This window comes from Kribbella sp. NPDC055110 (assembly GCF_053607525.1).
In genome coordinates, this window is sequence record NZ_JBSGTS010000045.1 from 1 (window position 1) to 18,156 (window position 18,156).

19 protein-coding genes and 1 riboswitch are annotated in these 18,156 nt (G+C 69.0%); of the genes, 8 read left to right on the forward strand and 11 right to left on the reverse strand.

Annotation, left to right across the window (positions count from 1 at the left end; all coding sequences use genetic code 11):
- Positions 1-359 precede the first annotated feature (359 nt).
- Entirely contained in the window at positions 360-827 is a 468-nt protein-coding gene (locus ACWF0M_RS36495; RefSeq protein ID WP_452240333.1) for a MarR family winged helix-turn-helix transcriptional regulator, read from the reverse strand.
- A gap of 183 nt (positions 828-1,010) precedes the next feature.
- Between ACWF0M_RS36495 and ACWF0M_RS36500 the strand changes: the two genes are divergently transcribed.
- From ACWF0M_RS36500 to ACWF0M_RS36510, 3 genes are read left to right on the forward strand one after another with little or no spacing between them, the layout of a single operon-like run.
- Positions 1,011-1,751: an SDR family NAD(P)-dependent oxidoreductase gene (locus ACWF0M_RS36500; RefSeq protein ID WP_452240368.1), complete on the forward strand. Its 741-nt coding sequence runs from the start codon at positions 1,011-1,013 to the stop codon at positions 1,749-1,751.
- A 53-nt stretch (positions 1,752-1,804) separates the two neighbouring features.
- Positions 1,805-2,674 (forward strand): NAD(P)H-binding protein, encoded by an 870-nt coding sequence (locus ACWF0M_RS36505; protein ID WP_452240334.1) that lies wholly within the window; start codon positions 1,805-1,807, stop codon positions 2,672-2,674.
- Positions 2,671-3,321, forward strand: coding sequence for a hemerythrin domain-containing protein (locus tag ACWF0M_RS36510; RefSeq protein WP_452240335.1), 651 nt, complete (start codon positions 2,671-2,673; stop codon positions 3,319-3,321). Before ACWF0M_RS36505 ends, ACWF0M_RS36510 begins: the two co-directional genes overlap by 4 nt.
- 47 nt (positions 3,322-3,368) lie before the next feature.
- Here the strand turns inward: ACWF0M_RS36510 and ACWF0M_RS36515 are convergent, their stop codons facing one another.
- Complete coding sequence (locus ACWF0M_RS36515; RefSeq protein WP_452240336.1) at positions 3,369-4,742, reverse strand: L-serine ammonia-lyase; 1,374 nt, start codon at positions 4,740-4,742, stop codon at positions 3,369-3,371.
- Between the two features lie 79 nt (positions 4,743-4,821).
- A riboswitch (glycine riboswitch) is annotated at positions 4,822-4,929 on the reverse strand.
- Between the two features lie 198 nt (positions 4,930-5,127).
- On the opposite strand from ACWF0M_RS36515, the gene ACWF0M_RS36520 reads away from it, so the two are divergent.
- Entirely contained in the window at positions 5,128-6,543 is a 1,416-nt protein-coding gene (locus ACWF0M_RS36520) for an alpha/beta fold hydrolase (RefSeq protein WP_452240337.1), read from the forward strand.
- A gap of 4 nt (positions 6,544-6,547) precedes the next feature.
- On the opposite strand, the gene ACWF0M_RS36525 is transcribed toward ACWF0M_RS36520, so the two are convergent.
- The 3 genes from ACWF0M_RS36525 to ACWF0M_RS36535 all read right to left on the reverse strand — a co-directional run bounded on the left by ACWF0M_RS36525 (position 6,548) and on the right by ACWF0M_RS36535 (position 9,190).
- Positions 6,548-6,775 (reverse strand): hypothetical protein, encoded by a 228-nt coding sequence (locus tag ACWF0M_RS36525; RefSeq protein ID WP_452240338.1) that lies wholly within the window; start codon positions 6,773-6,775, stop codon positions 6,548-6,550.
- Positions 6,776-6,955: 180 nt separating this feature from the next.
- Positions 6,956-8,386 carry an aminopeptidase P family protein gene (locus ACWF0M_RS36530; RefSeq protein ID WP_452240339.1) on the reverse strand — a complete coding sequence of 477 codons (1,431 nt, stop codon included), beginning with the start codon at positions 8,384-8,386 and terminating at the stop codon, positions 6,956-6,958.
- A 42-nt stretch (positions 8,387-8,428) separates the two neighbouring features.
- Complete coding sequence (locus tag ACWF0M_RS36535) at positions 8,429-9,190, reverse strand: GntR family transcriptional regulator (RefSeq protein ID WP_452240340.1); 762 nt, start codon at positions 9,188-9,190, stop codon at positions 8,429-8,431.
- 91 nt (positions 9,191-9,281) lie between these two features.
- On the opposite strand from ACWF0M_RS36535, the gene ACWF0M_RS36540 reads away from it, so the two are divergent.
- The 3 genes from ACWF0M_RS36540 to ACWF0M_RS36550 are packed head-to-tail and all read left to right on the forward strand — an operon-like array spanning position 9,282 to position 11,475.
- Positions 9,282-10,034, forward strand: coding sequence for a LamB/YcsF family protein (locus ACWF0M_RS36540; RefSeq protein ID WP_452240341.1), 753 nt, complete (start codon positions 9,282-9,284; stop codon positions 10,032-10,034).
- On the forward strand, positions 10,034-10,639 hold the full coding sequence (locus tag ACWF0M_RS36545; protein ID WP_452240342.1) for a 5-oxoprolinase subunit B family protein: 606 nt from the start codon (positions 10,034-10,036) through the stop codon (positions 10,637-10,639). The genes ACWF0M_RS36540 and ACWF0M_RS36545 overlap by 1 nt, the downstream gene beginning before the upstream one ends.
- A complete protein-coding gene (locus ACWF0M_RS36550; protein ID WP_452240343.1) occupies positions 10,636-11,475 on the forward strand; it encodes a 5-oxoprolinase subunit C family protein in 840 nt (279 codons plus the stop codon). The genes ACWF0M_RS36545 and ACWF0M_RS36550 overlap by 4 nt, the downstream gene beginning before the upstream one ends.
- 8 nt (positions 11,476-11,483) lie before the next feature.
- On the opposite strand, the gene ACWF0M_RS36555 is transcribed toward ACWF0M_RS36550, so the two are convergent.
- Positions 11,484-11,984: a VOC family protein gene (locus ACWF0M_RS36555; RefSeq protein ID WP_452240344.1), complete on the reverse strand. Its 501-nt coding sequence runs from the start codon at positions 11,982-11,984 to the stop codon at positions 11,484-11,486.
- Positions 11,985-12,082: 98 nt separating this feature from the next.
- Here ACWF0M_RS36555 and ACWF0M_RS36560 point away from each other — a divergent pair, with 98 nt between their 5' ends.
- Positions 12,083-12,436 (forward strand): UBP-type zinc finger domain-containing protein, encoded by a 354-nt coding sequence (locus ACWF0M_RS36560; RefSeq protein WP_452240345.1) that lies wholly within the window; start codon positions 12,083-12,085, stop codon positions 12,434-12,436.
- 10 nt (positions 12,437-12,446) lie between these two features.
- Here the strand turns inward: ACWF0M_RS36560 and ACWF0M_RS36565 are convergent, their stop codons facing one another.
- The 5 genes from ACWF0M_RS36565 to ACWF0M_RS36585 form a co-directional block, all read right to left on the reverse strand.
- Entirely contained in the window at positions 12,447-13,448 is a 1,002-nt protein-coding gene (locus tag ACWF0M_RS36565) for a proline racemase family protein (protein ID WP_452240346.1), read from the reverse strand.
- The gene (locus tag ACWF0M_RS36570) at positions 13,445-14,362 is read right to left on the reverse strand and encodes a dihydrodipicolinate synthase family protein (protein ID WP_452240347.1); all 918 of its coding nucleotides are present in this window, start codon (positions 14,360-14,362) and stop codon (positions 13,445-13,447) included. The genes ACWF0M_RS36565 and ACWF0M_RS36570 overlap by 4 nt, the downstream gene beginning before the upstream one ends.
- A complete protein-coding gene (locus ACWF0M_RS36575; protein ID WP_452240348.1) occupies positions 14,359-16,269 on the reverse strand; it encodes a 2Fe-2S iron-sulfur cluster-binding protein in 1,911 nt (636 codons plus the stop codon). The genes ACWF0M_RS36570 and ACWF0M_RS36575 overlap by 4 nt, the downstream gene beginning before the upstream one ends.
- On the reverse strand, positions 16,266-17,426 hold the full coding sequence (locus tag ACWF0M_RS36580; RefSeq protein ID WP_452240349.1) for an NAD(P)/FAD-dependent oxidoreductase: 1,161 nt from the start codon (positions 17,424-17,426) through the stop codon (positions 16,266-16,268). The genes ACWF0M_RS36575 and ACWF0M_RS36580 overlap by 4 nt, the downstream gene beginning before the upstream one ends.
- Before the next feature lie 121 nt (positions 17,427-17,547).
- Positions 17,548-18,153, reverse strand: coding sequence for a helix-turn-helix domain-containing protein (locus tag ACWF0M_RS36585; protein WP_452240350.1), 606 nt, complete (start codon positions 18,151-18,153; stop codon positions 17,548-17,550).
- Positions 18,154-18,156 lie beyond the last annotated feature (3 nt).

The window sequence follows — 18,156 nt, forward strand, 5'->3', positions numbered from 1 at the left end:
CCAAATCGGTTTGGGGAGGCCTTCGCGGCGCTAATGCTGGGCGGACTCGCCACCGACACGGCCTACCAAGTAGCCGCGTACTTCCGACTCAGGACCCTAGGACATGGTGGGTACTACCTGCTCACGTACGACGGCGGGAAGGTGGAACCCGTGACCGGCGTACGGCGCTTCGAAGGCGGCGCTCAACATGCTGACGGTGCAGCACACGCGCCAACTGCCGAACCTGCTGATCAACACCGTCGACCCGGCCTACGGAGCTGTCGCCGGTATCGTCAGAATTATTGACGAACCTAGTCAATCGGGTTGACTATGTCACGACGGCGAAGGGATCGCGGGGGGACGGCTCGGACGGGCCCGGTTCATCGCGCGTAGGGGTCGGTGATCTCGCGGAGTTGGTCCAGGATCTGTTGCAGCAACGCGAAGTTCCGGGTGCCCAGGTAGGCCTTCCACTCCGCGTAGATCTCGTCGAGCGTCGCCGTGGCCACTTCGATGGCCCGCCGGCCACGTTGCTCGATCACGATCAACCGGGCGCGGCCGTCCGTAGGGTCGGGGACTCGGCGGACATAGCCCAGACGCTCCAGCTGATCGACCAGGACACCGGCGCTCTGCTTGCTCATTTGCGCCTGGTCAGCCAGATCCGTGAGGCGTGAACCGTCGGGGGCGATGCGTTGAAACACCCGGCATTGAACGAGGGTCCAGTCGTCGAACCCGGCGTCCTGGACGGCGCGGAAGATCCGCTCCTCGGTGTACCGGTACGAGATGAACAGCGACACCCCGAGATCAACCCGCCGCTCGTCGTCCATGCCGCTCTCGACTCCATCGCTCACCTGATCCCCCCAAGGTGCACACCCTATCGCCAACACTGCCGAGGCAGGGCGCCGCACCAGTTGCTCTTGTCGTCGGGTGCTACAGTCGGTCCAAGTAGTAAACATTCCTGACTAATTTGCCCACGACACAGAGAACACAGGTGCGTCATCACATCGACATCAAGCCTGACGGGCAAGCGGGTCCTGGTCACCGGAGGCAACAGCGGGATCGGCGCCGCGATCGTAAGGCGGCTCGCAGCCCAGGGAGCCAAGGTCGCGGTCAACTACCGGTCCGACAAGGCCGCCGCTGACGCGCTCGTCGCAGAACTCAACAACGGAGGGTGTACGGCGGCGGCGTTCCAGGCCGACCTCACAGAGGCGGCGCGGGCCCACGAGCTGGTCGACGCGGTGGTGGCCGAGTTCGGCGGCCTGGACCTGTTGGTCAGCAACGCCGGGGTCGAGCACTTCGGAGCGCTGGAAACCATCACCGAGGCCGACTTCGACCGCATCTTCCAGACCAATGTGGCTGGACAACTGTTCGTCACCCAGGCGGCGGTCGCCGCGATGACCGACGGCGGCCGTATCGTGCTCAGCGCCTCGGTCAGTGTGCGCCTGTCGGTCTATCACCACACCCTGTACGCGGCGAGCAAGGCCGCCATTCCGGCCATGGTGCGCAACCTGGCTCCCGAGCTGGCCGATCGGAACATCGCCATCAACGCGATCTCCCCCGGCGCCACCGCCACCCGCATGGCGATGAGCTATGGCGCCAACTACACCCACCCCGCACTCGCCGACGTGCCGTTCGAAGCGCTCGTCCGCTCGATGAGCGCACTCGGCCGGTTTGCCCAGCCGGACGACATCGCCGCCGTGGTCGCGTTCCTGCTCACCCCGGAAGCCGCTCACATCACCGGCACCACCATCGAGGCCGACGGCGGCTGGAGCTGACCCTGCCGTCTGCCGATCTTCCCTGCAACTCAGTCACATCGAAAGGAAACATCATGTCCACTGTCATCACCGGAGCTTCGGGTCACCTCGGCCGACTCGTCGTCGAGCAGCTCCTCACCATCGGAACGCCGCCCGAGCAGATCGTGGCCACCGGCCGCGACGTCGAAAAGCTCGCCGACCTCGCACAGCGCAGAGTCACGGTGCGGCGCGCCGACTTCGCCGACCCGACCACCCTCGACGAGGCTTTCGCGGGCGCCGACACGATGCTGCTGGTCTCGACGACAACGGTCGGGAAGCGGTTCGAGAACGCCCGCAACACCATCGACGCTGCGAGGCGAGCGGGTGTAACCCGGATCGTCTACACCAGCATCGTCAACGCGTCGACCGCGCACATGACGCTCGCTGACGAACATCGCCGGACCGAGGACCATCTGCGTGACAGCGGTTCGGAGTTCGTCATCCTGCGCAACGGGTGGTACCTGGAGAACTACACCGATCAACTCCCGATGATCACCCAGTACCACGCGTTGCTGGGCAGCGCCCAGGACGGCCTCGTCAGCGCGGCCGCCCGGCGCGACCTCGCGGCCGCCGCGGCCGCGGTGCTGACGCAGGACGGGCACCTCGGGGCGACCTACGAGCTGGGCGGAGCACCGTTCACCCTGACCGAGCTCGCGGCCACGTTCAGCGACGTCCTCGGGACCCACATCGCCTACCAGGACATGTCGGTCGCCGGCTACACCGGCACCCTGACCGGCGCCGGGCTGCCCCCGGAGATGGCCGCCGCGGTCGCCGACGCGGATGCCGGCCTGGCTCGCGGAGAGCTGTACACCGACAGCGACGACCTGGAGAAGCTGATCGGCCGACCAGCGATCACGGCACGGGAAGCCGTCCGCGACGCCGTGACAGCCGGGGAGTCACGATGACCACGTCCGGCACCTTCGTCGACACCCACGAGATGGTGCTGATCCACCGCGTCATCCGGCGCGAGTTCGGTCAGCTCCCCCGACTGTTCCGCTCCGCGGCCAACAATCGTGCGCGATCCAAGGTCATCGGCGCGCACGCCAAGGAGATGTTGCACTTCCTCCACACGCACCACACCGGCGAGGACGAACTGCTCTTTCCCTTACTGCGCGAGCGAACTGCGCTCGACCCGGAGCTGATGGACCGGATGGACGCGCAGCACGCCCAGGTCGACGCCGCCGTCACGGCCATCGGCGCGGAGCTACCAGGCTGGACAGCGAGCGCGGATGCCGCCGTCGGCGAGCGGATGGCGACCCTGATCGAGGCCACGATGCCGGCCTTGATCGATCACCTGGCCGAGGAGGAGCAGAAGGTCCTCCCGATCGTCTCGGTCGTGCTGATGCAGAGCGAATGGGATGCGCTCGGCAAGCACGGAATGCGTGCGATCCCGGTCACGCGGCGGCTCGTCTTCCTCGGCCACATCACCGAGGAAGCCGATGACACAGAACGGCAGAGGTTCCTACAGGTCGTGCCGGCCCCGGCCCGGTTGGCCTACAAGCTGATCGGCCACCGCCAGTTCGCCCACGAAACCGCCGCGATCCGCGGCTGACCCAGTTCGCTACCCGACATCACGGAGCCGTCGCCGCAGCTCCGTGATCAGCACTCGATGACGTTGACGGCGAGGCCGCCGCGGGACGTCTCCTTGTACTTGACCTTCATGTCGGCGCCGGTCTCCCGCATGGTCTTGATGACCTTGTCCAGCGTGACCACATGAACGCCGTCGCCGTGCATCGCCATCCGGGTCGCGTTGATCGCCTTCACCGACGCCATCGCATTCCGCTCGATGCACGGGATCTGCACCAGCCCGCCGACCGGGTCGCAGGTCAGGCCGAGGTTGTGCTCCATCGCGATCTCGGCGGCGTTCTCCACCTGTTCCGGCGTACCGCCGAGGACCTCGCACAGCCCGGCGGCGGCCATCGAGCAGGCCGATCCGACCTCACCCTGGCAGCCGACCTCGGCGCCGGAGATCGACGCGTTCTCCTTGTAGAGCACGCCGATCGCCGCGGCGGCCAGCAGGAACCGGACCACGCCGTCCTCGGTCGCCCCGGGCACGAAGCGCCGGTAGTAGTGCAGTACGGCGGGAATGATGCCGGCGGCACCGTTCGTCGGTGCGGTGACGATCCGGCCGCCGGACGCGTTCTGCTCGTTGACCGCGAGCGCGAACAGGTTCACCCAGTCCATCACCTTGAGCGGGTCGACCGACCACGGGTCCTGGGTGAGCTTCTTGTGCAGGGCGTGGGCGCGCCGCGGCACCTTGAGGCCGCCGGGCAGGATGCCCTCGGTCTCGCAGCCCTCGCGGACGCAGTCCTGCATCACCTGCCAGATGTGCAGCAGCCCGTCGCGGACCTCGTCCTCGGTCCGCCAGGCGAGCTCGTTCGCGAGCATCACCTCGCTGATCGACAGCTGCGACTCGCGACACCGGTCGAGCAGCTCCGCGCCGGTCGTGAACGGGTACTTCAGCGGCGTCGTGTCCGGCACGATCCGGTCGCCCGCGGCCGCGTTCTCGTCGACGACGAATCCGCCGCCGACCGAGTAGTAGGTGCGCTCCCGCAGTACTGCGTTGTCGGCGTCGCGGGCGACGAAGATCATCCCGTTCGGGTGGTACGGGAGCGCCTTGCGGCGATGCATGAGCAGGTCGGTGTTCTCGTCGAACGCGATCTCGTGGGTGCCGGCCAGCTGGATCCGGCCGCGTTCGCGGATCGTCTCGACGCGGGCGTCGACCGAGTGCGTGGCGACCGTCTCCGGGTCGGCGCCCTCGAGACCGAGCAGGACGGCCTTGTTGCTGCCGTGCCCGTGCCCGGTGGCGCCGAGCGAGCCGAAGAGCTGCGCCTCGACGGTCGTGGTCGCGGCCAGCAGGCCGTCGCCGGCGAGGCCGAGTGCGAAAGTGCGGGCCGCACGCATCGGTCCCACGGTGTGGGAGCTCGACGGGCCGATCCCGATACTGAACAGGTCGAAGACGCTGATCGCCATCGTGTGGAGGTTCCTTCCGGTCGACGTTGACCGATTGGTGTCCTCCCCGCTCTGTCAGGCGGATGCCTTCCAGAGGTGCCTCGCCCGCGCGGTGAAGGTGCCTGAGAGATTCTTGGGGAGAGTTGCTCCTACGGCGCCCGGCCTGCGGAAAACGAGTTCCGCCCCGGGTCTCTCCCGCACGGGTTCATGCGGCTGTTGAATTTGCTGACGCTGTGGACGGTACGGCGGTCTCGCGGCCGCCGTCAATCCGGCCCGAGCGAGCACCGTGACCACGTAGGCGACGGAAATGCTGCGCGACCCTAACAACACCCCCAAGCCGCGCTCGGGGTCGCGCGGGGGCAGCTCCCCGATGCCGGGAGCAAGCGATTGCCGAAGGATCGACGGCATGACGTTCATCCAACGCGCCGTCACCGGCGCTGTACTGCTCGGCGTCGCGGCCGCCGGACTGACGACCCTCCCCGCCGCCGCGACCACGCCTCGGGCCCAGTGGACCGACTGCAAACCGGAGGGCAAGGACGATCCGGCCGAGGTACTCGGCTCGCAGTGCGCGACGCTCCGGTTGCCGGTCGACTGGCGCGACCCCGGCGGCGCCACGTTCGACCTGGCGATCGCCCGCCGTACGGCGAAGGTGCCGAGCGGACGCGTCGGCGTCCTGGTGTTCGGTCCGGGTGGACCCGGCGACTCGGGAGTGGACCGGATCAAGACCGGGATCGACCGGTTCAGCACGGACCTGCAGGACCGCTTCGACATCGTCAGCTTCGACCCGCGCGGTGTGGCGCGCAGCAACCCGGTGCGCTGTTCGGCCGAGCTGCTCAACAGGCAGCCGTCGCCGATCATCAAGAGCGCGGCCGAGTTCACCGCGACGATCACCTACAACCGGCAGCTCGCCGCGGACTGCCGCGAGCACACCGGTCCGCTGTACGACCACATCGACACCTGGCAGACGGTGCGCGACGTCGACGCCGTACGGCGAGCACTCGGCGAGTCCACGATCTCCTTCCACGGCAGCTCGTACGGGACGCTGCTCGGAGCGCAGTACGCCGAGACGTACCCGCACCGGGTCCGCGCGATGGTGCTGGAGAGCGTGATCGACCACGCCTCGCCGAGTACGCGATCGTTCCTCGACGACCAGGCGTCCGGGGCCCAGGACTCGTTCGACGAGTTCGTGAAATGGTGCGACGCGGCAACGGCCTGCGCTTTGCACAACACCGACATCCATGCGCGCTGGGCCGATCTTCTCAAGACCTCGCCGGACCCGTTCACGCTGAGCTTCTCAGTGTTCAGGTTGCTCTACGAACCGAAGTGGTCCGCGCTCGCCGAGCTGATGAAGACGGGCGTAACTCCCCCGAAGCCCGTTAACACGGGAGTTGCACCGTTCCCGCTGGTTGTCTTCTGTCAGGACTGGAACCTGCCGGTCCGCAACTACCGCGAGTACGCCGCTCACCTGCAGCGGCTCGCGGACAACAACCAGGATCTGCGCTACCCCGGTCAATTGCAGGCAGTCTCGATGTGTCTCGGCGCACCGCCGGCCAACAACGCGCAGCACGTGCTGAGAGTCCGGCACCTGAAGACGCCTGTGCTGGTCGCCAACGCGCTCCACGACCCGGCTACCGGCTACACCATGGCGCAGAGCGTGGAGCGCCAGCTCGGACGGTACGGCGTACTGCTGACGTACGAGGGCTGGGGACACGGGAGCTACTCGAAGAGCCCGTGCATGAAGAGCACGATCGACGACTACCTGATCGCGCGGGACGTGCCGGAGCGCGGCAGCAGCTGTGCCGCCGTACAGCCCGCCGGCTGACGGGTCAGACCGGTACGCCGGTCACTTCGAGAACGCGGTCGAGCTGATCGCCTCGGACCAGCCGGCCCGCCATCAGTCGGAGCTCGGCGCAGGCGCTCTCCAGTGCCTGCGTCTGGGTCCGGCAGTTGTCGACGAACCAGAACGGATCGTCCGGTTGCGGATCGTCGGCGTCGTCGATGTCGGCGTACCAGTGCCGGCTACCGCAGTTCATGACTCGCACTCGTAGGTTCATGCTGACTACTCCCCGTACCCAGGAGTCCTGGGTCCCCCCTGGCCCCAGTTCGAGGCCGACTCGGCCGGGCGCGTGAATCGCGGCCCCCCACTGCCACACGCCGGGCCGAGTCGACCCTCCCCCCGCCCTGTACATCGTCGGTCGGCGGCGAACGTTACTGCTTGTGACGAGTAATTTTGATTACCCTGCGTCGAGGTGCGACCGGGTCCACTGCTCGAGACCGTCGGTGGTGATCGGGAGGTCCTGGGTGAGGATCTCCAGCCGGTCCTCGTGGACGACGACGTTGTCCTCGATCCGGATGCCGATACCGCGCAGCTCCGGCGGGACGGTCTCGTCGTTCGGGTGGAAGTACAGCCCCGGCTCGACCGCGAGCGCCATACCGGCCTCGATGGTGCCGGCGAAGTACGCCTCCGGCCGGGACGCGTCGCAGTCGTGCACGTCGAGACCGATGTAGTGACCGGTCCCGCAGACGATGTACCGGCGGTGCTGCTGCCCGTCCGGGCCGAGCAGCTCGTCGAGCGAGACGTCCAGCACGCCCCAGTCCCGCAGCCCTTCGGCCAGCACCCGCAGCGCTTCGTACTGGAAGGCGCGGTACGGCGCTCCCACCTTGACTGCCTCCAGCGAGGCGAGCTGTGCCTTGTGCACCAGGTCGTGCACCTGCCGCTGCGCCGCGGTGTACTCGCCGCTGGCCGGGAAGGTACGGGTCACGTCGGCGGTGTAGAGCGTGCGGGTCTCGACGCCGGCGTCCAGCAGGATCACGTCGCCCTCGTTGACGGCGCCGTCGTTACGGACCCAGTGCAGCACCGGCGCATGGTTGCCCGCAGCAACGATCGACGCGTAGCCGACGCCGTTGCCCGCGGTCCGCGCGCGCCGGTCGAAGGTGCCCTGCAGCCAGCGCTCGCCGCCGCCACGGATCGCCTCCGGCAGCTCCCGCGCCACGTCGCCGAACGCGAGCACGCTCGCCGCGACCGCTTCCCGCAGCTGGTCGAGCTCCCAGCCGTCCTTGATCCGGCGCAGCTCGGCGAGCGTCTGCCGCAGCGCGTTGCCGTCGGTGGGCGACGTCCGTACCAAGGCGTCCAGCATCGGCTCGACATCGGGGACCGACAGCATGAACGGGACCGCGCCACGGACCGCCGCCGGCAGCTCCTCGATCGGGCGGCAGGCGATCTGCAGCGCGTCCGACCAGTCCTTCAGCCCCGGTACCGGGCCGATCCACAGCTCACCGTCACGCGCGTTCGAGAAGAAGTCCGCCTCGTCCGGCCCGGCCGTCTCGCGAAGGTAGAGCGTCGCGTCGCCGTCAGCGGAGATGACCAGTACGGCGCCCTCGGCCTGGCAACCGGTGAGCCAGACGAAGTCGCTGTCGGCGCGGAACTGGTAGTCGGTGTCGTTCGACCGGACCGGCGCACGACCGGCCGCGAGCGCGATCCGCCGACCCGGCAGCGCCGCAGCCAGCTTGCGTCGGTGCTCCCCGGCCGCCTCCGCGAGCCCCTCCGGCACCGAAACCGAGCGGTCGACCGGCCCCCAGCCACGAGAGATGAAGTCCCGGAAACCCTTGGCGTCGATCGGGCGGTAGGACTTCGGCGTCTGGTCGGTCCGGGCGTCGTCGGTCATGAGCTGAGCTCCCCTTTGCAGCTGACGGTTTGACTCATCAACTCAGGTTTTCGCGGGCGTACGCAAGCCCTTATCTCGGAACGCCGCGAGGATGCCTGCCTCGGAGTCGAGCAGGTATTGGTGCAGGTCGGTTGCAGCCTGTTCGTACTTGCGGGCCTCGAGCAGCTCGAACAGCCCGCGGTTGCGCGCGATGTACGGCTCGTGCAGCTCGCGCGGGGTCGCGATCACGTGGAAGAGGAGCCGTAGCTCCGCGAGCAGCCGGCCGGTCATCGCGTCCATCCGCGCGCTGTCAGCCAGACCGATGAGGTGCTGGTGGAAGCGCATGTTCGCCGTACCGACAGCCGGCCAGCGGTCCGCGCTGGCGGCCGCCTCGGCTGCTTCGACATCGTCGTGGAGGGGCTCGAGTCGACCGGCCGGGAGCTCCGGATCACGGTCGGCCAGGCCGCGGACGACATCCACTTCGAGGACGCGCCGCAGCCGGTACAGGTCGATCACGTCGTGCTCGTCGAGCTCCGGCACGAAGACGCCACGGTGCAGCTTGTAGACGAGCAGACCCTCGTGAGTCAGCAGCCGGAAGGCCTCGCGTAGCGTGTTCCGGCTGACCTCGAGGACCTCGGTCAGCTCGACCTCGGACAGCTGGGCGCCGGGCGGCAACGCGCCTTCGGTAATACTGCGACGCAGGATGTCCGCGGCACGCTCGGCCGAACTGCTCCGGTCCAGTCGCGCGACATCGGCGGCGACGGTCCGCAGCCACGCCTGCCGACCATTGTCCGCTGCTGTGTCCTCGGCCCCACCCGTGCTCATACCCGCATCATCCCAGGTGCGGCGGAAAAGTGGAACAAGTCTCTTGCAGGATTGTTCAACAATCCCTACGCTCGGGGCCAGGAGGTGACACATGGACCTCAACGCGGACATGGGTGAAGGATTCGGCTCCTGGTCGATGGGTGACGACTCGGCGCTGCTCGACGTCGTGACCAGTGCGAACGTGGCCTGTGGCTTCCACGCCGGCGACCCGTCGATCATGCGCCGGGTGACGGCCGAGGCGGTCGAGCGCGGCGTCGCGATCGGCGCGCATGTCGGGTACGCCGACAAGGCCGGCTTCGGGCGCCGGTTCGTGGACATCGAGCCGGCGGCGCTGCGCGACGAGGTCGTGTACCAGATCGGCGCGCTGGACGCGTTCGCCCGGATCGCCGGCGATCGGGTCAGGTACGTGAAGCCGCACGGGGCGCTGTACAACACGATCGGCCGTGATGTGGAGCAGGCGGGCGCAGTGGTCGCGGCCGTCGCGGAGTACGACAAGACTCTTCCGGTGCTGGGGCTCCCTGGCTCGGAGTGGCTCCGGCTCGCGGCCGAGGCCGGTCTGACCGCAGTACATGAGGCCTTCGCGGACCGCGCGTACACGCCGTCCGGCACGTTGGTGTCCCGCCGCTCGCCTGGTGCGGTCTTGCATGACGCGGACGAGATCGCCTTGCGGTGTACGGCGATGGCGACCGGGCAGCCGATCCATGACGTCGAGGGCGGTTCGCTGGTGGTCGACGCGGCGTCGATCTGCGTGCACGGGGACACTCCGGGCGCTGTGGAGATCGCCCGCCGGGTGCGTGCCGCGGTGGAGGGAGCGGGCGTGACGTTGCGCCCGTTCACCGGCTGATGCGTCTGCTCCCGTCAGGCGATCGGGCGCTGCTGGTCGAGCTCGACGATCTCGACGAGGTGCTGGGGTACTACACCGCGCTGACCGCGGATCCCCCGGCGGACGTCGTCGACGTCGTACCGGCCGCGCGCACCGTGCTGGTGACGACGTCGGGCAGTCTCGACGTACTGTCTCGAGCTCTGCGCGCGGTCACCCCGATCGCCGGGGCGCAGGCGGCGGGGGACCTGATCGAGATCCCGGTTGTCTACGACGGCGAGGATCTGTCGGACGTGGCGCAACTGCTCGGATGCTCGGCGGCCGAGGTGGTCGCCCGTCATACCGGGGACGAGTGGACGGTGGCGTTCTGCGGATTCGCGCCCGGCTTCGGGTACCTGACGTCCGGCGGTTCGTGGGACATCCCGCGGCGGGAGTCGCCGCGGACGAAGGTGCCGACGGGCGCCGTCGCGCTTGCGGGAGAATTCAGCGGTGTCTATCCCCGTGAGTCGCCGGGCGGGTGGCAGTTGATCGGCCGTACGGCGGTGCGGATCTTCGACTCCTCCCGGGACCCCGCCGCGCTGTTCCACCCCGGGCGCCGGGTCCGGTTCGTCGACGCGGGTCGTGGATGAGCAGCCTGACCGTTCTCGAACCGGGGCCGTTGGCAACGATCCAGGACCGGGGACGAGCCGGCCAGGCGGCGCTCGGCGTACCGTCGTCGGGCGCGTGCGATCGAGCCTCCTACGCGTTGGCGAATCGGCTGGTCGGCAATCGGCTCGGTGCGGCCGCGCTCGAGGTCACGTACGGCGGCCTGGTGGTGCACGCCGACACCGATCTCGTCGTCGCGATCACGGGCGCGCCGTGCACCGGCGTACCGCTCAATGCGCCGACCACGCTGCGCGCTGGTCAGGTCCTGCGTCTTGGCGCACCGACGAGCGGACTGCGAACGTACGTCGCCGTCCGCGGCGGAATCGACGTACCCGCGGTGCTCGGCTCCCGCTCCACGGATTTGTTGTCCGGTCTCGGGCCGGCGCCGCTCGTCGCGAATCAGACGTTGCCGATCGGGTCGTCCGTCGAGCCGATGCCCGGTGTGGACCTGGCTCCCGTCGCGCATCCGGCCGACGGGAACGTCGTACTGCGGATTACGCCGGGCCCCCGACGCGACTGGTTCACCGATGCGGGATGGGCGTCGCTTGGGTCGCAGGTTTATCAGGTGAGCAGCAACAGCAACCGCGTCGGCGTACGGCTCGACGGGGAACCGCTCGAACGCGCCCGCACCGGCGAGCTCGCCAGCGAAGGCATGGCCCGCGGCGCCATCCAGATCCCGCCGTCCGGCACACCGGTCATCTTCCTCGCGGACCATCCGGTCACCGGCGGCTACCCGGTCATCGCGTACGTCGCCTCGGCGGACCTGGACGCGTGCGCCCAGGTCCGCCCCGGCCAGCCGGTGCGACTGCTCAGTTCTTGATGCGCTGCTCAGTTCTTGATGCGCCGGCGCATCTCGTCGGCGAACGTGTCCTGGGCGTGGCGCATCTTGGCGGCCTCGTCGGGGTCGCCGAACAGGGCCGGGATGGTGCTCGGGTCGACGTCCTCGACGTGGGTCTGCAGCCACCAGATGTTGCCCAGCGGGTCCCGCACCCGGCCGCCGCGGTCGCCGGTGATTCCGGAGTACATCAGGTCGGTCACCACGGTCGCGCCGGCTTCGATCGCCCGCTGGTAGGTCCGCTCGACGTCGTCGACGTACACGCTGAGGAAGCTCGGGGTGTCCGGCCATTCGGGTGCCGCGTCGAACGTCATCAGGACCGATGCGCCGACGGTGATCTCGGCGTGGCCGATCGTGCCGTCCTGGTTCGGGAACCGTCCGCTGGTCCGGACCTCGAACGTCTGCTCCACGAAGTCCAGGAACTTGTCGGCGCCCTTCACGACGACGTACGGCGTGACAGTCGACTTACCGCCTGGGATCTGCTCTGTTGTCATGCCTCCAGTCTGGACGAGGTAGCGGACAGGTTCTGTCCTATACGGCATCACCCGGGGTTTCTTGTCCAGGAGCCTGCGGACGGGTCAGGATGGGCGGTATGACGGAGAGTTCTGTAACGCCAGGCATCGACAGCACAGTCCCCCCGAGCGGCACCGGATGCGTTGAGTGTCTGCAGGTCGACGGCTGGTGGTTCCACCTCCGCCGGTGCGCGCAGTGCGGTCACATCGGCTGCTGCGACTCCTCGCCGGCCCAGCACGCCTCCGGCCACGCGAGCGAGACCGGCCACCAGATCGTCCGCAGCTTCGAGCCCGGCGAGGACTGGTTCTGGCACTACGGCGAGTCCCAGTACTACGACGGCCCCACCCTCGCTCCGCCGATCTCCCGCCCCGAAACCCAACCCGTCCCCGGCGGCAACGTCCCCGCCAACTGGCAATCCCAACTCCACCGCTGACCCGCTGGGCCTAGAGGACGAATCCGGTGGGGAACGGGTCGTCGGGGTCGAGCAGGTAGTTGGCAGTGCCGGTGATCCAGGCTCGGCCGGTGACAGTGGGGACTACGGCGGGGTGGGGGCCGACGGTGGTTTCTTCGATCAGGCGGCCGGTGAAGCGGGTGCCGATGAAGGACTCGTTGACGAAGTCGGTGTCGAGGGCGAGCTCGCCGCGAGCATGGAGCTGCGCCATCCGGGCCGACGTACCGGTGCCGCACGGCGAACGGTCGAACCAGCCGGGATGGATCGCCATCGCATTCCGGGAGTCGGCGCCGTCGAGACCGGGTGCGGTGAACTGCACGTGCTTGCAGCCGTTGATCCCGGGATCGAGCGGATGCACCGGACGGTCGGTCGCGTTGATCGCGTCCATGATGTCCAGCCCGGCCTTCATGATCCGGTCCTTCTCGGCGCGATCGAACGGGATCCCGAGCTGCTCCAACGGCAGGATCGCGTAGAAGTTCCCGCCGTACGCCATGTCATACGTGACCTTGCCCAGCCCGGGCACCTCGACCGACGCGTCCAGAGCATGCGAGTACGCCGGAACGTTGCGCAATGTCACATGCTCGGCGCGACCGTTGCTCACAGCAACGTCGACGACGACGAGGCCGGCCGGCGTGTCCAGCCGGACCTCTGTCACCGGCTCCGTCACGTCGACCATGCCGGACTCGACCAGCACCGTGGCGACGCCCATCGTCCCGTGACCGCACATCGGCAGCAGTCCGGAGACCTCGATGTACAGCACGCCCCAGTCCGCGTCGGACCGCGTCGGCGGCTGCAGGATCGCGCCGCTCATCGCCGCATGCCCGCGCGGCTCGTTCATCAGGAACAACCTGAGGTCGTCCAGGTGCTTGATGAAGTACTCGCGCCGCTCGGCCATCGTCGCACCGGGAACCACGCCGACCCCGCCGGTGACGACGCGGGTCGGCATGCCCTCGGTGTGCGAGTCGATCGCGGTGATCGTCCGGACGGACCTCATCCTTGCGCCCCACCGCTCAGGGACTCCACTGCCTTCTTCATGTCCAGCTCCAACTGCGCGACGTGCTCGGGAACCAGCGGCCCGCGCGGCGGCCGGCACGGTCCACCGAACCGCCCGACGTAGTCCATGCCGTACTTGATCGCCTGGACGAACTCGGTGCGCGAATCCCACCGGAACGCGGCGACCAACGGCTCGTACAACGCGCGGGCCTCCTCCAGCTTGCCCTGCGTCGCGAGCTCGAACAACTGGACGGATTCCTTCGGGAACACGTTCGGGAAGCCGGCGAACCACCCGGTCGCACCCATCAGCAGCGCCTCGAGGGTCAGGTCGTCGGCGCCGGCGATCACGGCCAGGTCCGGCGCCAGCTCACGGATCTCCAGAATCCGCCGTACGTCGCCGGAGAACTCCTTCACCGCGACAACGTTCTCGATCTGCGCGATCTCCGCGAGCAGGTCGGGAGTCAGGTCGACCTTGGTGTCGATCGGGTTGTTGTAGACCATCACCGGCAGCCCGGCCTTCGCGACCTCGGTGAAGTGCGCGATCACCTCGCCGCGGTTCGCGCGGTACATCGTCGGCGGCAGGCAGAGCACACCGTCCGCGCCGTCCTCGGCCGCCTTCTCCGCCCAGGCGCGCGCCTGGTGGGAACCGGCCCCGTGCACGCCGATCACCACGACACCGTCGTCGCCGACGGCCTCGATCGCGGTCTTCGCGACGGCGCGACGCTCGTCGTCGGACAGCGACGAGTACTCACCGAGTGAGCCGTTCGGCCCGACGCCACGGCAGCCGTTGTCGACCAGCCATCGGCAGTGCTCGGCGTACTTGTCCAGGTCCGGGCGCAATCCCGCCGGCGCCGACGCGTCCTCGGCGTACGGCAGCGCGGTCGCGACGATCACGCCGTCCAGCTTCTCGCTCATCGTTCCTCCATGGTTTCCAGCACGGTTTCCGGTGATTCCTCGGCGTTCGCCAGATCCCGCAGCCTCACTGGTACGGCGATCGGTCGTTTCATACTTGGTTCCGGTACGTCGCCCGGTGCGGCCAGCAAGGCTGCGACGGTGCGCGAACACACCCGCCCCTGGCACATCCCGAGCCCTGCGCGACTGCTCAGCTTCATTGCCCGGCCGTCGCCCAGCCCGCGGTCCTCCGCGGCGGCCTCGATCTGCCCGCGCGTCACTTCCTCACACCGGCAGACGATCGTGTCCGCCGTACTCCAGCTCTTCCACCCGTCCCGTACGGGATAAGCCCGCGCCAACGCCCCCGCAAACCGCCGCCCCCGCTCAACAGCCCCCCGAACAGCAGCAGTCCCACGCGCTCCCGATCCACCGAGCACGTGGTGGGCTGCTGTGGTGCCGGCGAGGGTGCCTTCTGCGGTGGAGAGGGCTGCGCCGCCGATGCCGGTGAGTTCGCCGGCCGCGAAGACGCCTGGGGTGCTTGTCTGCTGGTCGACGTCTACAGCCACAGCTGGGCCGCCGTCGGGGCCGGTGGTGAGCGTGCAGCCGGCGGAGACGGCCAACTCCAGGTTCGCGGTGAAGCCGAAGCCGACACAGACGGCGTCGACATCTATCCGGCGTTCACTGCCAGGGATCGGACGCCAATCGCTGTCCAGGCGGGCGATCGTGGCGGCCTCGACGTGGTTGGTGCCGTGTGCGGCGGTCACGGTCCACCCGTGGCGGAGCGGGATGCGACGGCGGGCAAGCAACGCGCCGTACCCGAAGGCCTCCCTGAGCTTGCCCGGGGCAACCAATGGATCAGAGGACCAGCCCTTGCGGACTGTCGTCAGCGTGTTGGCTTCGAGAAGCGCGACGACGTGCGCGCCGACGCCGACCAACGACTCGGCGACCGGTAGCAGGAACGGCCCGGTGCCCGCGACGAGGACCCGGTGGCCGACGGCAATCCGTTGGCCTTTGGCGAGCGCCTGCGCGGCCCCGGCGGTGTAAACGCCCGGAAGATCCCAACCAGGGAAGGGAAGGACGCGATCGTAGGCACCGGCTGCCAGCACGACAGACTGCGCATCGATGGGGAACGGTTGCCGGCCGCTCGCGTCCGCCGGACCGGTCTGAGCCCAGAGCCGGAGCCCTTCGATGGCCCACACCGAGGTGTCCGGCAGGTACGTGATCCGCGGATGGCTGAGGAGCCGATCCCGCTGCTCAGCAAACACCTTCCACTCATGCTGCAACCGATCCGGCCGCCGAGCCTCGAACTCCCCCGGCAACTGCCGGTTGTACTGCCCACCAGCTGCGCGCCCGCTATCAACAATCAGCACGTCAGCCCCAACATCCGCAGCAGCAAGCGCCGCCGCCACCCCCGCAGGCCCAGCCCCCACAACCACAACCTGAGCCACCCGAGCCGCCGGGGAGGGGGTAGAAGAGGACGAGCCACGGCCCGCTGTGCTCGCCTTGTCGGCGGCGGTCTGACCGGTGGCCGCCTGACCGGTGGCCGCCTGAGAGGTCGCCTGAGAGGTCGCCGTCTCAGAGGTCGCCGTCTGACAGGTGGCGGTCTGGCGGGTGGGCGTTGGGAGAGCTGCGCCTGCCTGGGTGGTGATTGCGTCGCCGGGGGTGATTGTGCGTTGGCAGGCTCGGACGTCGGGGAGGCCGTTCACTGTGACCAGGCAGTCCTGGCAGGCGCCGATGCCACAGAAGACTCCTCGGGGGCGGTCGTGCACGCGGGTGGTCCGCCAGGTGTCGCGCCCGTTGGCCAGCAGTACGGCGGCGACCGTCTGCCCCGCATGCGCCGCGACCGGATGCCCGCCGACGGTCACGTCTACCGGTGTCGGCGTACCCACCTCGGCCGGGTCACCGGACCGTGGGCGCAGGTATGCGTTCATGCCGCGATCACCGCCGGCCGGTCCACGCGGAACGGAGTCGGATCAAGGTGCGGCGTGAGGCCCAAGAACTGTTCCATGATGAGGCGACCGGTAGAAGGAGCCAGGCCGATGCCCGCACCCTCATGCCCAGTCGCGTGCCACAGCCCGTGCACACGCGGATCCGCACCGATGACCGGCAGATGATCCGGTGCATAAGGGCGAAACCCGCCGTACGTCCGCATCACCGGAACATCGCCGAGGAACGGAAACAACCCGATCGCCTTCCGCGCGAGCTCCCGCAACACCCGGACGCGAACCGCATCGTCGAACCCGATCCGCTCCCGGCTAGATCCGATCAACACGGTCCCGGCCCGCGTCGACTCGACCACTGTGGACGTCTGCAGATCCGCGTCCCCACTGCCGACCGCGCCGACGTAGTCCGCGTCGTACACCTTGTGGCGCACGCACTCCGGCAGCGGTGCCGTCACGAGGATCATTCCGCGCCGTGGCAGCACCTCGATCGGCGCACCGGCCGCCGCACTGAACGCGCCCGCCCACGGCCCGCACGCGTTGAGCACCGCACCACAAGCAATATCGCCGTCCGACGTGTCCACCCCGACAACGCGACCCCGCGACTGCCGGATCCCGAGCGCGGTGGCCCCCGATCTCACCTCGCCGCCGCGCTCGCGAACTGCTGCCAGCAACGCCGTCGCCGCCAGCACCGGCTGCACCTGCGCGTCGTCCGGGTAATGCACCCCGACCGTGACCCTTGGCGTGACCAACGGCTCGAGCTCGAAGACCTCCGCGGGCGTGATCACTCGCGCGGTGACCCCGGCCGCGCGCTGCTTCGCCGCGAACGCGGTCAGCAGCGCCGGGTCCCCGGTCGCCACCACGACGCCGCCCTTCGCCTCCCACTCCACGTCGGCGACTCGCTCGGGCAGCCGGCCGCGGACGATCTCCCACTCGGCCCGCGACGCGAGGGCGAGTTCCAACTCGGGGCCCGGCTCCTTGTCCGACACCAGCACGTTGCCCTCGCCGGCCGCCGTCGTACCCGCGGCCGGACCGTCGCGGTCGATCACCAGCACCTGCACGCCGACCGCCGACAGTGCCTCCGCGCATGCGGCCCCGACTATGCCCGCGCCGACCACCACCACGTCGGGTGTCGCGGACCGGTGCATAGCAGGCCTCCTCGGCAGGCGTTCGCTAAAATGAACGATACCGAGCGTACGCGCGCTCCCGGCGAGCGGTCAATGCACTCAACCGGACCTCTCCCGGACCTTTTCCGGAACTACCCCGGAACTATCCCGGCAGATGCGGCCCGCCGGCCGCCGTCGGGTACACGTCCGGCGGGTACTCGAGCAGCAGCACCGACCGCACCGGCCCGTCCACGGCCTCGTACGAGTGCGGCCCGGCCGCCCGGAACGCCAGGTAGTCGCCGGGCCCGAGTTCCTCGATCTGCCCGTGGGCGTTGATCCGCAGGCATCCGGACAGGACGATGTGGTGCTCGGTCCCGGGATGGCCGTCGGAGTGCTGGACGGCGTCCGGCCGGATCTCCTGGTTGTAGATCTCGAACAGCCCGCCCGGGTGCTCCAGCCGCCGCAGCATCCGCAGGTCGATCGCGTCACCGGACAGTACGTCGACGTCCGCGGACCGCACCAGCACCACGTCGGAGGCCGGCGAATCGACCAGCAGCGCCGACACCGGTACGCCGAGAGCGTTCGACAAACTGAACACTGTCTCGATCGTCGGGTTGCCCGCGCCGGACTCGAGCTGCGACAGCGTGCCCTTCGCGATCCCGGACCGCCGGGCGAGCTCGGACAGCGAGATGCCCTGTTCGTCCCGCCGCGCCCGAAGGTTCGTCCCGAGAAGTCGTCCCGCACCCATCGCCGTCACAGCCCGGAGCATGCC

What these genes read in the sequence shown, in the direction of transcription:
- ACWF0M_RS36545 (WP_452240342.1), top strand. Translation starts at nt 10,034, where the DNA reads ATGCGTCTGCTCCCGTCAGGCGATCGGGCGCTGCTGGTCGAGCTCGAC.
- ACWF0M_RS36505 (WP_452240334.1), top strand. Translation starts at nt 1,805, where the DNA reads ATGTCCACTGTCATCACCGGAGCTTCGGGTCACCTCGGCCGACTCGTC.
- ACWF0M_RS36565 (WP_452240346.1), bottom strand. Translation starts at nt 13,448, where the DNA reads ATGAGGTCCGTCCGGACGATCACCGCGATCGACTCGCACACCGAGGGC.
- ACWF0M_RS36530 (WP_452240339.1), bottom strand. Translation starts at nt 8,386, where the DNA reads ATGACCGACGACGCCCGGACCGACCAGACGCCGAAGTCCTACCGCCCG.
- ACWF0M_RS36510 (WP_452240335.1), top strand. Translation starts at nt 2,671, where the DNA reads ATGACCACGTCCGGCACCTTCGTCGACACCCACGAGATGGTGCTGATC.
- ACWF0M_RS36585 (WP_452240350.1), bottom strand. Translation starts at nt 18,153, where the DNA reads ATGCTCCGGGCTGTGACGGCGATGGGTGCGGGACGACTTCTCGGGACG.
- ACWF0M_RS36535 (WP_452240340.1), bottom strand. Translation starts at nt 9,190, where the DNA reads ATGAGCACGGGTGGGGCCGAGGACACAGCAGCGGACAATGGTCGGCAG.
- ACWF0M_RS36525 (WP_452240338.1), bottom strand. Translation starts at nt 6,775, where the DNA reads ATGAACCTACGAGTGCGAGTCATGAACTGCGGTAGCCGGCACTGGTAC.
- ACWF0M_RS36560 (WP_452240345.1), top strand. Translation starts at nt 12,083, where the DNA reads ATGACGGAGAGTTCTGTAACGCCAGGCATCGACAGCACAGTCCCCCCG.
- ACWF0M_RS36570 (WP_452240347.1), bottom strand. Translation starts at nt 14,362, where the DNA reads ATGAGCGAGAAGCTGGACGGCGTGATCGTCGCGACCGCGCTGCCGTAC.
- ACWF0M_RS36555 (WP_452240344.1), bottom strand. Translation starts at nt 11,984, where the DNA reads ATGACAACAGAGCAGATCCCAGGCGGTAAGTCGACTGTCACGCCGTAC.
- ACWF0M_RS36515 (WP_452240336.1), bottom strand. Translation starts at nt 4,742, where the DNA reads ATGGCGATCAGCGTCTTCGACCTGTTCAGTATCGGGATCGGCCCGTCG.
- ACWF0M_RS36580 (WP_452240349.1), bottom strand. Translation starts at nt 17,426, where the DNA reads ATGCACCGGTCCGCGACACCCGACGTGGTGGTGGTCGGCGCGGGCATA.
- ACWF0M_RS36520 (WP_452240337.1), top strand. Translation starts at nt 5,128, where the DNA reads ATGACGTTCATCCAACGCGCCGTCACCGGCGCTGTACTGCTCGGCGTC.
- ACWF0M_RS36575 (WP_452240348.1), bottom strand. Translation starts at nt 16,269, where the DNA reads ATGAACGCATACCTGCGCCCACGGTCCGGTGACCCGGCCGAGGTGGGT.
- ACWF0M_RS36540 (WP_452240341.1), top strand. Translation starts at nt 9,282, where the DNA reads ATGGACCTCAACGCGGACATGGGTGAAGGATTCGGCTCCTGGTCGATG.
- ACWF0M_RS36550 (WP_452240343.1), top strand. Translation starts at nt 10,636, where the DNA reads ATGAGCAGCCTGACCGTTCTCGAACCGGGGCCGTTGGCAACGATCCAG.